The following is a 15,592-nucleotide window of genomic DNA, read 5'->3' on the forward strand; positions in this document are numbered from 1 at the left end:
CCTCTATGTACTGTTTACTGAATTGTGAATAAAACCTTTGTGCCGTCTGGGTAATCGGTAAGCTGATGCCCGACCCAAGAGCCTGCTCCGCGGTTGTCAGCGGGAGAAATGTATTCTACAGAAGCTCCCTCACCGCCTTCTTTGCACATGGCCATTGGCCATTCATCTCTGTCATACCCCTTTTTGGAAGGTACGTCCTTTAATGATTGCTCGCGGCGTTCCTCAGCTCCGTCTCTGTCGATAGTGCACACCTCTGAGTGCCCCTCATTTATCGCATCCTTAATATGCTTGGCCGTTTCGGGATAACGGTCAGAAGGGAAGGCGATTGTTTCATCATATTCTTTCGTTTGAGACGTTTTTTGATCAGCTGAGAAAAAGTCTCCTTTTATCAGGCCGACAGCTGCAGCTGCTATGATGACGATGACGAGAAGTATTGTTTTTATGATGTCCGTCGTGATGTTCACCTCCCGCTTTTAAAACTGACACAAGAGTAATCCAGAAAGCATTTGGTGTAAAGGTTTAAATTTTATGTTTTACGCTCAGTTTATTGCAGAAATCGTAATTTTAGCAGATCGAAATATTTGTTTTAAGCAAAATACGATTGCCAATTTACAATAATGATAGTAAGTCATCAGCCGTTTGCGGCTTGATTAATCATTTTAAATTGGCTTATGATACCGGTAAGCTCTTCAGCTAATTGAGAAAGTGTTTCAGAAGCTGCGGTAATCTCCTCCATTGCAGCAAACTGCTCCTCTGTTAATGCAGCCGCTTGCCGGGTATTTTTAGTAGATTCTTTAATGTCGGCCGTATTGGCTGCAAAGGAATCATTTATATGATGTGCACTGGCTGAAATGTTTGTTACAGATGCTGATAAATCACTAATCTCGGCGCTGATTTCACCTGTTGCAGCTGCAATTTCCTTAAATGCATCTCTGGTGCGCTGGATCATGGTGACTCCTTCTGCAGCTTCTGTTTTCACATGCTCAACAGATCTTGCAGACCGATTCATATCCTTTTGTATTTCTATGATCAGTTTTGAAATCTGTCCCGCAGACTGTTGAGACTCTTCCGCTAATTTACGTACTTCATCAGCAACAACAGCAAAGCCTTTTCCTTGTTCACCGGCTCTGGCAGCTTCAATTGCTGCATTCAGCGCAAGCAGGTTTGTCTGATCGGCAATTTGGGTGATGACCGATAAAATTTGCTCAATTTGTTTAGAGCGGCCGTCTAACTGGTGTATGATTTCTCCGCTTTTCTGAATTGACTGGTGAATCGCATCCATTTGCGCCTGTACATTTGCAATTTCCTTTTGTCCAATGTCTGCTTTTGATTGCGCGAGCTGCCCTTTGTCAGCGATAGCGGCAGTATTTGCAGAAATATCCCGGATGTCTGCTGAAGCTTGTTTTAAAGAGCTTTCACTGTTTTCAATTCGGGTGATCTGATCTTGGGCTCCATTTGCAATCTGCTGTACAGCTTCTGTGATTTTTTCTGAAGCTTGATTTGTTTCCTCTGCTCCGGCTGAGAGTTGCTGAGAGGCTGACGCAAGCTGAAGGGCTGATTGTTGTACGGTTTGTATGGTATCGTTCAGCTTCATTCTCATCTTATTATAATAGACGCTTAGTTCTGAAAGCTCGTCACCGGTTTTGTCTGACACCTCTATTGTCATATCTCCGTTTCCGGCACTTTCAAAGGCGCTTTTTAAAGCGTTCAGCCGCTTGTTGATTTTTCTGGTGAAAACCAAAACAAGGATGACTGATACTATAATGACGATAACAAGAACGATAGCGAATTGAGTGAAAAGTGATTGTGTAAGTGATGCTAAAATACTTTGATTAGCTCCGGTATACAGCATGCCGATGATGTTCCCATTTTGATCTTTTAACGGCATGTATGCAGTCTGATAAGAAGAACCTGCTACATCTGCTTGTCCGTAAAAACGCTTTCCTTTCTTTAAAACAGCGGCGATAACTTCAGAAGAAGCCTGGGTGTCGACAGCTCTTTCGCCATTCTTCATGACATTGGTTGCAACACGAGTATCGCCTTGGAAAATGGTAATGGTATCACCTGTTTTTTCACCAAGCAGATCAACAATATCTTCATTTCCATTGATTTGTGTTTGCCCTTTATAGAGCTTATTGTTTTTCACCTGCCAGTCGCCTGACATGACATCATCAATATATGTGCTGCTTAAAGCGAGATCACCTTTCGCTTTTTCAGTTGCCATTTGTTTCATGCTTTCTGTAATTTCTTTAAGCATCACAGTGCCAACTGATGCCGAAAACAAAAGAATCACCACGAAAACGAGGCAAAGAATTTTAGTTCCTAGCTTCATCTTAAATCGTTTTATCAACATAATTCCTCCTTTTATGATTTATAGGTCATATTACTTATCGGGTTTTTGGGTTTAAAGTTTTATTTTTAAAAAAATAAAACCGGCCTGATTTTCAGGCCGGTTGTGTGATGCTATTCAAGGTTTGCGTGGTGAGTGAACATAGTTTCAGAATCGAGTGCTTTTTTCTCCATGAGTTTTAAAATCACTGCATCATAGAAGAGCAGCAAAGTTTGTTCAAATAATGATCCCATTGGCTGAATGGTTTTATAGCTTCCGTTTGACTGGTCTTTAGGAGAACCAGGCATTCTGATGATGAGGTCCGCTTGTTTTCCGATGCTTGATTCCGGATTGATGGTTAAAGCGGCAACAATTCCGTGTAAGCTTTTTGCTTTTGCTGCGGTATGAATCAAGCTCTTTGTCTCGCCTGATCCTGAGCCGATAATAACTAGATCTCCTTCGGCGAGCGGCGGAGTGAGAATCTCACCTACTATATGGGCGTTGAAGCCCATGTGCATCAATCTCATCGCGAAGGATTTTGCCATCAGGCCAGACCGCCCCGCACCCGCAGTGAAAATTTGGTGGGATGAAAGAATGTGATCGGCAAGCTGGTCAGCCTCTTCATTAGAAATATAAGCTGCTGAACGGTGTAACTCATTGAGAATTTCCGCTACGTATTCAGTCGTTTTCATCGGAGTTATCCTTGGGCAATCAGCTGCTTCATTTTTGAAGCTGTTTCCGCCTTATCAGCTGCGCTTGTAATTCCGCCCCCGACAATGACAAGGTCAGGCTTTTGCTGGATCACTTCTGGCAGTGTATCAAGTTTGATGCCGCCCGCGATTGCGGTTTTTGCGTTTTTTACGGTGTTTTTGATTGTCGTTAATTCTTCGAAAGAGTTCTTGCCCTCTGCTTGAAGATCATAGCCAGTGTGGACGCAGATGTAGTCAACACCGAGTGCGTCAATTTCTTGCGCACGGGACTCGATATCTTTCACGTTAATCATGTCCACTAAGATTTTCTTCTTTTGTTTTTTGGCTTCTTCTACTGCGCCTTTAATCGTTGCGTCGTCTGTAGCCCCTAAAACGGTGATGATGTCAGCGCCTGCTTCCGACGCTTTCATAATTTCGTAGCCTCCGGCATCCATGATTTTCAGGTCTGCAAGAACCTTCAATTGAGGAAATGCTTCTTTTATTTCTTTAACGGCTCTTAGGCCTTCATTAATGACGACCGGTGTTCCGATTTCAACTACGTCGATGTATTGTTCTACCTCTTTGACAAGCTCAATGGCTTCTGGAATGTTGACGAGGTCTAATGCAAGCTGTAATTCCATTGTTGATCCACTCCCTTTTTCGAATTATTGTTCATTCTATAGGTTCCCTCTTTTGTTGAGAAGTAGGCACTTTGAAGTCAACAAGTTACTTGGAGGATACTGTGAGGAGAGGCAATCAGATTTCTTTCGCTTGATTTTATGAGTGAGTATAATGAAAAAAGAGTCTGCAAAAAAGTAAGTAAGTGATGATACGTATTTAACATACAAAAAGGTTACTAAGGGGGGATTCTATTGAGCCGGATGGACGACAAAAGGTTTAATTGTGAGAAGGAATTAACGCTTGCAGTGATTGGAGGTAAATGGAAAATGCTCATTTTATGGCATTTAGGAAAAGAAGGCACAAAACGGTTCAATGAATTAAAAACATTGATTCCTGATATTACGCAGAAGATCCTCGTGAATCAGCTGAGAGAGCTTGAGCAGGATATGATTGTTCACAGGGAAGTGTATCCGGTTGTCCCGCCGAAGGTTGAATATTCTCTGACCCCGCACGGAGAAAGCCTCATGCCTATTCTTGAAGCCATGTATGAGTGGGGGAAAGGCTATATGGAATTGATTGATATCGACAAAAATGTCATGAAAGAATCGTTGTAAGACGCTCTTCGCAAGGGTGTCTTTTTTTTGCCTTTTTTTCGGTTTTTGTGCGGTACACATAGTCATGTAAAGATTGTAAATTGCAGTCAGCAATAAAAAGAATTGAACGCAGCAGTTTGGTTTAAAAATTTTTATTTTTCTGTAAATAATGTTTAGTGGAAATGATTGCGGTATCCCGCAAAAATATCCCTGTAAATAAACTGGAATCTTTCGGCATCCCGCATGAAACTTTTCACCCATTTTTCGGTGATAAAAACATTTTTTTCATTTAAAGTGAACGGTAGTAAGATAAAAAATATTGAAAACAATGAATAAATAGCCAAAATTGTTTCCTGTTAGGATAGGGGATCTTGCGGTCTTTATCCGCTTATGTTAAACGCCGCAATGCTGACTGACGGCTGCCCGTTTTTATAGCGGCAATCTGTTTTTTGTTTGGAAGCTCTGCTTTTTAAGTGTAGTACTTTGGGCTATTTCGGCTGTTAGTTCATAAGAATTAAAAGCTGATATGGATAAGAAAGAGAAAATGCGTTGCACATGTTCACTGCTTATAAAGATTAGGGGAGGTATGACAATATGGAAATAACTTTTTACCCTTTAACGGATGCACAAAAACGAATTTGGTATACAGAAAAATTTTATCCTCACACGAGCATTTCAAATCTTGCGGGGATTGGTAAGCTGGTTTCAGCTGATGCGATTGATTATGTGCTTGTTGAGCAGGCGATTCAAGAGTTTATTCGCAGAAATGACGCCATGCGCCTTCGGTTGCGGCTAGATGAAAACGGGGAGCCTGTTCAATATATTAGCGAGTATCGGCCTGTTGATATAAAACATACTGACACTACTGAAGATCCGAATGCGATAGAGTTTATTTCACAATGGAGCCGGGAGGAAACGAAAAAACCGTTGCCGTTGTACGATTGTGATTTGTTCCGTTTTTCCTTGTTCACCATAAAGGAAAATGAAGTGTGGTTTTACGCAAATGTTCATCACGTGATTTCTGATGGTATCTCCATGAATATTCTCGGGAATGCGATCATGCACATTTATTTAGAATTAGCCAGCGGCTCAGAGACAAAAGAAGGAATCTCGCATTCATTTATCGATCATGTTTTATCTGAACAGGAATATGCTCAATCGAAGCGGTTTGAAAAGGACAAGGCGTTTTGGAACAAGCAATTTGAATCGGTGCCTGAACTTGTTTCCCTGAAACGGAATGCATCCGCAGGGGGAAGTTTAGATGCTGAGAGGTTCTCTAAAGATGTGCCTGAAGCGCTTCATCAGCAGATTCTGTCGTTTTGTGAGGCGAATAAAGTCAGTGTTCTTTCGGTATTTCAATCGCTGCTCGCCGCCTATTTGTACAGGGTCAGCGGCCAGAATGATGTTGTGACGGGAACCTTTATGGGCAACCGGACAAATGCGAAAGAGAAGCAGATGCTTGGCATGTTTGTTTCTACGGTTCCGCTTCGGACAAACATTGACGGCGGGCAGGCGTTTTCAGAATTTGTCAAAGACCGGATGAAGGATCTCATGAAGACACTCCGCCACCAAAAGTACCCGTATAATCTCCTGATCAACGATTTGCGTGAAACAAAGAGCTCTCTGACCAAGCTGTTTACTGTTTCTCTTGAATATCAGGTGATGCAATGGCAAAAAGAAGAGGACCTTGCCTTTTTGACTGAGCCGATTTTCAGCGGCAGCGGATTAAATGATGTTTCGATCCATGTGAAGGATCGATGGGATACTGGGAAACTCACCATAGATTTTGATTACCGCACTGATTTATTTTCACGTGAAGAAATCAACATGATTTGTGAGCGCATGATTACGATGCTGGAGAACGCGTTAACGCATCCAGAACATACAATTGATGAATTAACGATGATTTCTGATGCGGAGAAAGAGAAGCTGCTTGCGAGGGCCGGCGGTGAATCTGTGAGCTACCGTAAGGACATGACGATCCCGGAACTGTTCCAAGAAAAGGCTGAGCAGCTTTCAGATCATCCAGCGGTTGTATTTGAAGGTCGTACATTGTCCTATCGAACGTTACATGAACAATCCGCACGCATCGCCAATGTGCTGAAACAAAAAGGGGTTGGCCCGGACAGTCCTGTCGCGGTTTTGATTGAACGTTCTGAACGGATGATTACAGCTATAATGGGGATTTTAAAAGCCGGCGGAGCCTATGTGCCGATTGATCCGGGTTTTCCTGCTGAGCGCATTCAATATATTTTGGAGGATTGCGGGGCGGACTTCATCCTGACTGAATCGAAGGTTGCGGCGCCTGAAGCCGATGCTGAGCTGATTGACTTAGATCAGGCGATTGCGGAAGGTGCAGAAGAAAGCCTGAATGCAGATGTGAACGCACGGAACCTTGCCTACATTATTTACACATCGGGGACAACCGGACGCCCGAAAGGCGTTATGATCGAGCATCGCCAGGTTCATCATTTGGTTGAATCTCTGCAGCAGACGATTTATCAAAGCGGCAGCCAAACCCTGCGGATGGCATTGCTTGCGCCGTTCCACTTTGATGCGTCAGTGAAGCAGATCTTCGCGTCGCTTCTTTTGGGACAAACCCTTTATATCGTACCGAAGAAAACAGTGACGAACGGGGCCGCCCTTACTGCATATTATCGGAAGAACAGCATTGAGGCGACGGACGGAACACCGGCTCATTTGCAAATGCTGGCAGCAGCAGGCGATTTTGAAGGCCTAAAACTGAAGCACATGCTGATCGGAGGAGAAGGCCTGTCATCTGTTGTTGCGGACAAGCTGCTGAAGCTGTTTAAAGAAGCAGGCACAGCGCCGCGTTTGACCAATGTATACGGGCCGACTGAAACGTGCGTTGACGCGTCTGTTCATCCGGTTATCCCTGAGAGTGCAGTTCAATCAGCGTATGTGCCGATCGGGAAAGCGCTGGGGAACAATCGCTTATATATTTTGGATCAAAAAGGCCGGCTACAGCCTGAAGGCGTGGCGGGCGAGCTTTATATCGCGGGAGACGGTGTGGGCCGAGGCTATTTGCATTTGCCTGAATTAACGGAAGAAAAGTTTTTACAAGATCCATTCGTGCCGGGCGATCGCATGTACCGGACCGGGGATGTGGTGCGCTGGCTTCCAGATGGAACAATCGAATATTTAGGCAGAGAGGACGACCAGGTCAAAGTCCGCGGATACCGGATTGAGCTTGGGGAAATTGAAGCCGTGATTCAGCAGGCGCCAGACGTTGCAAAAGCCGTTGTTTTGGCACGCCCTGACGAACAGGGAAATCTTGAGGTTTGCGCATATGTTGTGCAGAAGCCTGGAAGCGAATTTGCGCCAGCCGGTTTGAGGGAGCATGCGGCCAGACAGCTTCCTGACTATATGGTGCCGGCTTACTTTACAGAAGTGACAGAAATTCCGCTTACGCCAAGCGGCAAAGTCGACCGCCGCAAGCTGTTTGCACTAGAGGTGAAGGCTGTCAGCGGCACTGCCTATACAGCGCCGCGAAATGAGACTGAAAAAGCAATCGCAGCCATTTGGCAGGACGTGCTGAACGTTGAGAAGGCGGGGATTTTTGACAATTTCTTTGAAACGGGCGGGCATTCATTGAAGGCCATGACCCTTTTAACAAAGATTCATAAGGAAACAGGCATCGAGATTCCGCTTCAATTTTTGTTTGAGCATCCGACGATTGCGGCTCTTGCAGAGGAAGCTGATCACAGAGAAAGCAAAGCTTTTGCGGTGATTGAACCTGCTGAAAAACAGGAGCATTACCCGCTTTCCCTGGCACAGCAGCGAACTTATATCGTCAGCCAGTTCGAGGATGCGGGAGTCGGCTACAACATGCCGGCAGCAGCAATTCTGGAAGGGCCTTTAGATATTCAAAAGCTGGAGCGCGCATTTCAGGGATTAATCCGACGCCACGAGTCATTGAGAACATCATTTGTTCTTGAAAACAGCACGCCGAGACAGAACATTCACGATAGCGTTGATTTCAACATCGAAATGATTGAAAGAGGCGGCCGCTCAGATGAGGCAATTATGGCTTCATTCGTTCGGACATTTGATTTGGCGAAAGCTCCGCTGTTCAGAATCGGTTTGCTGGGGCTTGAAGAGAACCGTCATATGCTGCTGTTTGACATGCACCATTTGATTTCTGACGGTGTATCCATTGGCATTATGCTGGAGGAGTTAGCACGCATTTATAAAGGCGAACAGCTTCCTGAGCTTCGTCTCCAGTATAAGGACTACGCTGTATGGCAAAGCAGACAGGCTGCTGAAGGGTACAAGAAGGATCAGGTTTATTGGAAGGAAGTCTTTGCAGGCGAGATACCGGTGCTTCAGCTTCTGTCCGATTATCCAAGACCGCCTGTCCAAAGCTTTGAAGGGGATCGGGTGTCAATCAAGCTGGATGCGGGGGTAAAGGATCGCCTCAATCGTTTGGCTGAACAAAACGGCGCCACTTTGTATATGGTGATGCTTTCCGCTTACTATACGCTTTTGTCAAAGTATACGGGACAGGATGACATCATTGTCGGGACGCCGTCAGCGGGCAGAAATCACTCCGATACAGAGGGCATTATCGGGATGTTCGTCAATACGCTTGCGCTTCGCAGTGAGGTGAAGCAGGATGAGACGTTTACCCAATTGATCTCGCGTGTCCGCAAACGGGTGCTGAATGCCTTTTCTCATCAGGACTATCCGTTTGAGTGGCTTGTTGAAGAATTGAACATCCCGCGTGATGTTAGCAGGCATCCGCTGTTTGACACGATGTTCAGCCTTCAAAACGCGACAGAGGGCATTCCGGCTGTCGGCGATCTGTCCTTGTCTGTTCATGAGACCAATTTCAAGATTGCCAAATTTGATTTGACGGTGCAGGCGAGAGAAACCGATGAAGGCATTGAGCTTGATTTGGATTACAGCACGAAGCTGTTTAAACAAAGCACGGCAGACAGGCTGCTTACGCATTTTGCGCGTTTGCTTGAAGATGCTGCGGCTGATCCAGAGAAGCCGATTTCTGAGTATAAGCTTCTTTCTGAAGAGGAGGCCGCTTCGCAAATTCAGCAGTTTAACCCGGGCAGAACACCTTATCCGAAAGATAAAACAATTGTTCAGCTGTTTGAGGAGCAAGCGGCGAATACGCCAGACCACACTGCGCTTCAATATGAAGGCGAATCACTCACTTATCGTGAACTGAATGAACGGGCCAATCGTTTAGCCCGCGGCATTCTTTCTCTTGGAGCTGGCGAAGGCAGAACTGCGGCTGTCTTATGCGAGCGGTCAATGGATATGATTGTGTCGATCTTGGCAGTATTAAAATCAGGTTCGGCTTATGTTCCGATCGATCCGGAACATCCGATTCAGCGGATGCAGCATTTCTTCCGTGACAGCGGAGCAAAGGTGCTTCTCACTCAGAGGAAATTAAAGGCTTTGGCGGAAGAAGCGGAATTTAAGGGCGTTATCGTGCTAGCCGATGAGGAAGAAAGCTATCATGCCGATGCGCGAAATCTCGCACTGCCTCTTGATTCTGCAGCAATGGCCAACCTGACGTATACTTCCGGAACGACTGGAACACCTAAGGGGAATATCGTGACACATGCCAATATCCTCCGCACGGTGAAGGAAACGAATTATCTCAGCATTACAGAACAGGATACGATTCTCGGTCTTTCCAATTACGTGTTTGACGCGTTTATGTTCGATATGTTCGGCTCTTTGTTAAACGGAGCCAAGCTGGTGCTGATACCGAAGGAAACCGTTTTGGACATGGCTCGCCTGTCCCGCGTCATTGAACGGGAGAACATCAGCATTCTCATGATTACAACCGCTTTGTTCCACTTGCTTGTGGACTTGAATCCGGCATGCTTGTCAACGCTTCGCAAGATTATGTTTGGCGGGGAACGGGCCTCGGTTGAGCATGTCAGAAAAGCTTTGCAAACGGTTGGAAAGGGCAAGCTCCTTCACATGTATGGACCGTCTGAAAGCACGGTTTTCGCGACGTATCATCCGGTTGATGAATTGGAGGAGCACACGCTGTCTGTTCCGATTGGAAAACCGGTCAGCAATACGGAAGTATACATTCTTGACCGTACGGGACACGTGCAGCCTGCCGGGATTGCCGGAGAGCTTTGCGTCAGCGGCGAAGGACTCGTGAAAGGCTATTACAACCGTCCAGAACTGACTGAGGAGAAATTTGTTCCCCATCCGTTTACATCCGGCGAACGCATGTATAAAACGGGAGACCTTGCGAGATGGCTGCCGAATGGCGACATCGAATTTATCGGGCGAATCGACCATCAGGTGAAGATTCGCGGACAGCGCATCGAGCTTGGAGAAATCGAACATCAGCTGCAAACCCATGATCGTGTTCAGGAGAGTGTTGTGCTTGCCGTTGATCAAGGAGCGGGAGATAAACTGTTGTGTGCTTACTATGTCGGAGAGGGAGACATCTCATCACAAGAGATGAGAGAGCATGCTGCGAAGGATTTGCCGGCATATATGGTTCCTGCGGTATTTATCCAAATGGACGAGCTGCCGCTGACAGGGAACGGAAAAATTGACCGGAGAGCGCTGCCGATTCCTGATGCCAACGTTTCAAGAGGTGTTTCATATGTTGCGCCACGCAATGGAACGGAACAAAAAGTCGCAGACATTTGGGCACAGGTACTTCAGGCAGAACAAGTCGGCGTTTATGACCACTTCTTTGACATTGGCGGACATTCATTAGCAGGCATGAAGATGCTTGCCTTGGTTCATCAGGAACTGGGCGTTGAGCTGTCACTCAAGGATCTCTTCCAATCACCGACGGTTGAGGGCTTGGCACAGGTGATTGCCTCTGCTGAAAAAGGGACAGCCGCAAGTATCAGCCCGGCAGAGAAACAAGATACGTATCCTGTTTCTTCACCGCAAAAACGGATGTACGTGCTTCAGCAGCTTGAGGATGCGCAAACGAGCTATAACATGCCGGCGGTTCTGCGCCTGACAGGTGAGCTTGATGTTGAAAGGCTTAACAGCGTCATGCAGCAGTTAATGCAGCGTCATGAAGCCTTGAGAACCACGTTTGAAATAAAAGATGGAGAAACGGTGCAGCGGATCTGGGAAGAGGCTGAGTGCGAGATAGCCTATTTCGAAGCCCCGGAAGAAGAGACAGAGCGGATCGTTTCTGAGTTTATTAAGCCTTTCAAAATCGACCAACTTCCACTGTTCAGAATAGGGCTTATCAAGCATTCAGACACTGAGCATGTGCTGCTGTTCGATATGCATCATATTATTTCTGATGGTGCATCTGTCGGTGTGCTGATTGAGGAGCTTTCAAAGCTGTACGACGGAGAAACCCTTGAGCCGCTCCGTATTCAATATAAGGATTATGCCGTGTGGCAGCAGCAGTTCATTCAGTCTGAGCTTTACAAGAAGCAAGAAGAGCATTGGCTGAAGGAGCTGGACGGAGAGCTGCCGGTGCTGACGCTTCCGACTGATTACAGTCGGCCTGCCGTTCAAACATTTGAGGGAGACCGCATTGCATTTTCATTAGAAGCAGGCAAAGCTGATGCTCTGCGCAGGCTTGCAAAAGAAACGGATTCCACGCTTTACATGGTGCTTCTGGCTTCATACAGTGCATTTTTATCAAAACTTAGCGGGCAAGACGATATCATCGTCGGTTCACCTGTGGCCGGACGATCTCAAGCGGACGTCAGCCGCGTCATCGGAATGTTCGTCAATACATTGGCGCTTCGCACGTATCCGAAGGGTGAAAAGACCTTTGCTGACTATCTTAACGAAGTGAAAGAAACGGCACTCAGCGCTTTTGATGCGCAGGATTACCCGCTTGAGGATTTGATCGGAAATGTTCAAGTTCAGCGTGACACAAGCAGAAACCCGTTATTCGATGCAGTTTTTTCAATGCAAAATGCGAATATAAAGGATTTAACAATGAAAGGGATTCAGCTTGAGCCGCATCCGTTTGAACGGAAAACAGCCAAGTTTGACCTCACGCTGACGGTTGACGAAACCGACGGAGGGCTTACATTCGTACTCGAATACAATACAGCTCTGTTTAAGCAGGAAACGATTGAACGATGGAAGCAATATTGGATGGAGCTTTTAGATGCAGTTACTGGGAACCCGAACCAGCCACTTTCCAGCCTGTCACTGGTCACCGAGACAGAAAAGCAAGCGCTTCTTGAGGCATGGAAGGGTAAAGCGCTGCCTGTGCCGACAGACAAAACGGTTCATCAGCTATTCGAAGAGACTGTCCAGCGCCACAAAGACCGCCCGGCTGTCACATACAACGGCCAGTCTTGGACGTACGGCGAGCTGAATGCGAAGGCAAACCGTCTTGCACGGATTTTGATGGACTGCGGCATCAGCCCGGATGACCGCGTCGGCGTTCTCACGAAGCCGTCGCTTGAAATGTCCGCCGCGGTGCTCGGCGTCTTGAAAGCCGGAGCGGCGTTTGTGCCGATTGATCCTGACTACCCGGATCAGCGGATTGAGTATATTTTACAGGACAGCGGCGCGAAGCTCCTCTTGAAACAGGAAGGCATTTCAGTGCCGGACAGCTATACGGGAGATGTCATTCTTCTCGACGGAAGCCGCACGATTCTAAGCCTGCCACTTGATGAAAACGACGAGGGAAATCCAGAGACGGCTGTAACCGCGGAGAACTTGGCGTACATGATTTACACGTCTGGAACGACCGGACAGCCGAAGGGTGTCATGGTCGAGCACCATGCGCTTGTGAACCTGTGCTTCTGGCACCACGACGCGTTCAGCATGACAGCGGAGGACCGCAGTGCGAAGTACGCGGGCTTTGGATTCGACGCTTCCATTTGGGAGATGTTCCCGACTTGGACGATCGGCGCTGAGCTTCACGTCATTGATGAAGCGATCCGCCTCGATATCGTCCGCCTGAACAATTACTTCGAAACGAACGGCGTAACGATCACGTTCCTGCCGACACAGCTTGCGGAACAGTTCATGGAGCTTGAGAACACATCACTTCGCGTCCTCTTGACCGGAGGAGACAAGCTGAAGCGCGCAGTGAAAAAGCCGTACACACTCGTCAACAACTACGGACCGACAGAAAACACGGTCGTTGCCACAAGCGCAGAAATCCATCCGGAGGAAGGCTCGCTTTCCATCGGACGGGCGATCGCCAATACGAGAGTATACATCCTCGGCGAGGGCAATCAGGTGCAGCCGGAAGGCGTAGCCGGAGAGCTTTGCGTGGCGGGGCGCGGACTGGCACGAGGCTATCTGAATCGAGAAGACGAAACCGCGAAGCGGTTTGTCGCTGATCCGTTTGTGCCGGGTGAGCGCATGTACCGCACCGGCGATTTGGTGAAATGGACGGGCGGCGGCATCGAATACATCGGCCGGATCGACCAGCAGGTCAAGGTTCGCGGCTACCGGATCGAGCTCTCAGAAATTGAAGTCCAGCTCGCCCAGCTTTCTGAGGTACAGGATGCGGCAGTGACGGCTGTCAAAGATAAAGGCGGCAACACAGCGATCGCGGCGTATGTCACACCGGAAACAGCTGACATAGAAGCACTGAAATCAGCACTGAAGGAAACCCTGCCGGATTACATGATCCCGGCGTTCTGGGTGACGCTGAACGAGCTTCCGGTTACGGCAAACGGCAAAGTGGACCGCAAAGCCTTGCCTGAGCCGGACATCGAAGTGGGAAGCGGAGAATACAAAGCGCCGACGACCGACATGGAAGAGCTGCTTGCCGGCATCTGGCAGGACGTGCTTGGAATGTCTGAAGTCGGTGTCACCGACAATTTCTTCTCGCTTGGCGGAGATTCCATCAAAGGAATTCAAATGGCGAGCCGCTTGAACCAGCACGGCTGGAAGCTGGAAATGAAAGATCTCTTCCAGCACCCGACGATCGAGGCGCTTACCCAATATGTAGAGCGTGCCGAAGGCAAACAGGCAGACCAAGGCCCGGTGGAGGGCGAAGTCATCCTGACGCCGATCCAGCGCTGGTTTTTTGAAAAGAACTTCACGAACAAGCACCACTGGAACCAATCGGTGATGCTTCACGCCAAGAAGGGATTTGATCCTGAACGGGTGGAGAAAACATTGCAGGCGCTGATCGAGCATCATGACGCGCTCCGTATGGTCTACCGTGAGGGACAGGAAGACGTCATTCAATACAACAGAGGTCTTGAAGCTGCTTCAGCTCAATTGGAGGTCATCCAGATTGAGGGCCAAGCTGCAGATTACGAAGACCGTATAGAGAGAGAAGCGGAGCGTTTACAAAGCAGCATCGACTTGCAGGAAGGCGGCTTGTTAAAAGCAGGCTTGTTCCAAGCGGAAGACGGAGACCACTTGCTTCTTGCCATTCACCACTTAGTGGTTGACGGCGTGTCGTGGCGGGTTTTACTGGAGGATTTCGCCGCGGTATATACACAGCTTGAGCAAGGCAATGAACCGGTTCTCCCGCAGAAAACACATTCATTTGCAGAATATGCAGAGAGATTGCAAGACTTCGCGAACTCCAAAGCCTTTTTGAAAGAAAAAGAGTATTGGAGACAGCTTGAAGAACAAGCAGTCGCGGCAAAGCTTCCGAAAGACCGCGAATCTGGTGATCAGCGAATGAAACATACAAAGACAATTGAATTCTCGCTGACTGCTGAAGAGACAGAACAGCTCACCACAAAGGTGCATGAGGCATATCACACAGAAATGAATGATATTTTGCTGACGGCATTCGGATTGGCAATGAAGGAGTGGACGGGTCAGGATCGAGTAAATGTTCATTTAGAGGGGCACGGACGTGAAGAAATCATAGAAGACCTGACCATTTCCCGCACAGTCGGCTGGTTTACAAGTATGTACCCAATGGTGCTCGATATGAAGCATGCGGATGATCTGGGCTACCAGCTGAAGCAAATGAAAGAAGATATCAGACATGTGCCGAATAAGGGAGTCGGATACGGCATTCTGCGCTATCTGACGGCACCGGAACATAAAGAAGATGTGGCGTTCTCGATTCAGCCGGATGTCAGCTTCAATTATTTAGGTCAGTTTGACGAAATGTCGGATGCAGGTTTGTTTACGAGATCAGAGCTGCCATCAGGACAGTCATTAAGCCCTGAAACAGAAAAACCGAATGCGCTGGATGTTGTCGGATATATCGAAAACGGAAAACTGACGATGTCACTGGCCTATCATTCTCTTGAATTTCATGAAAAAACAGTACAAACATTCAGTGACAGCTTTAAAGCGCATCTTCTCAGAATCATTGAACATTGCCTATCTCAAGACGGTACGGAACTGACCCCGAGTGATCTTGGTGACGACGATTTGACGCTGGATGAGCTGGATAAATTAATGGAAATTTTCTAATA

At 47.3% G+C, this 15,592-nt stretch carries 6 protein-coding genes; 2 read left to right on the forward strand and 4 right to left on the reverse strand.

Annotation, left to right across the window (positions count from 1 at the left end; translation table 11 throughout):
* Positions 1-14 precede the first annotated feature (14 nt).
* The 4 genes from nucA to hxlA form a co-directional block, all read right to left on the reverse strand.
* Positions 15-464, reverse strand: coding sequence for a DNA-entry nuclease (gene nucA / locus NYE20_RS01965; RefSeq protein ID WP_014475770.1), 450 nt, complete (start codon positions 462-464; stop codon positions 15-17).
* A 167-nt stretch (positions 465-631) separates the two neighbouring features.
* Positions 632-2,353, reverse strand: coding sequence for a methyl-accepting chemotaxis protein TlpC (tlpC, locus tag NYE20_RS01970; RefSeq protein ID WP_161621339.1), 1,722 nt, complete (start codon positions 2,351-2,353; stop codon positions 632-634).
* 110 nt (positions 2,354-2,463) lie between these two features.
* Positions 2,464-3,021 (reverse strand): 6-phospho-3-hexuloisomerase, encoded by a 558-nt coding sequence (gene hxlB, locus NYE20_RS01975; protein ID WP_021481820.1) that lies wholly within the window; start codon positions 3,019-3,021, stop codon positions 2,464-2,466.
* A gap of 5 nt (positions 3,022-3,026) precedes the next feature.
* The gene (hxlA, locus tag NYE20_RS01980) at positions 3,027-3,659 is read right to left on the reverse strand and encodes a 3-hexulose-6-phosphate synthase (protein WP_021481819.1); all 633 of its coding nucleotides are present in this window, start codon (positions 3,657-3,659) and stop codon (positions 3,027-3,029) included.
* A gap of 231 nt (positions 3,660-3,890) precedes the next feature.
* Between hxlA and hxlR the strand changes: the two genes are divergently transcribed.
* Positions 3,891-4,253, forward strand: a complete 363-nt coding sequence (gene hxlR / locus NYE20_RS01985) for a transcriptional activator HxlR (RefSeq protein WP_003246265.1) — start codon at positions 3,891-3,893, stop codon at positions 4,251-4,253.
* A 573-nt stretch (positions 4,254-4,826) separates the two neighbouring features.
* Positions 4,827-15,590 carry a surfactin non-ribosomal peptide synthetase SrfAA gene (srfAA, locus tag NYE20_RS01990; protein WP_161621340.1) on the forward strand — a complete coding sequence of 3,588 codons (10,764 nt, stop codon included), beginning with the start codon at positions 4,827-4,829 and terminating at the stop codon, positions 15,588-15,590.
* Positions 15,591-15,592 lie beyond the last annotated feature (2 nt).

Origin of the sequence: Bacillus sp. FSL R5-0416, assembly GCF_037975425.1 — a bacterium.
In the GTDB taxonomy this organism is placed as follows: Bacteria; Bacillota; Bacilli; order Bacillales; family Bacillaceae; genus Bacillus; species Bacillus subtilis.

Bases quoted from the DNA above. Each gene is read 5' to 3' on its own strand.
- tlpC (WP_161621339.1), bottom strand. From the start codon at position 2,353: ATGTTGATAAAACGATTTAAGATGAAGCTAGGAACTAAAATTCTTTGC.
- srfAA (WP_161621340.1), top strand. From the start codon at position 4,827: ATGGAAATAACTTTTTACCCTTTAACGGATGCACAAAAACGAATTTGG.
- hxlB (WP_021481820.1), bottom strand. From the start codon at position 3,021: ATGAAAACGACTGAATACGTAGCGGAAATTCTCAATGAGTTACACCGT.
- hxlA (WP_021481819.1), bottom strand. From the start codon at position 3,659: ATGGAATTACAGCTTGCATTAGACCTCGTCAACATTCCAGAAGCCATT.